Here is a 246-nt window from a genome sequence, read left to right on the forward strand (position 1 = left end):
TAGACAAGGTAATAAAAATTCCTTTTATAGGATTTTGATTAATAGAATAGGATTTTGATTAATAGAAGATTCTCTGCAAAAAGGAGAGAGGAAAGGATCATGAAGAAAACAAAAATGATATGGAATTAAATAATGCAATTAATTTCTTATGTTAGTTATAAAAGGAAAAAAGCTTTCATTTTTTTTCATCGTCATTTAGGCGATTTAAAAGGTGAAGAATTGTTTCCTTATCTGTCTGACTTGTTT

This window comes from Bartonella sp. MR168JLCBS, assembly GCF_042194175.1.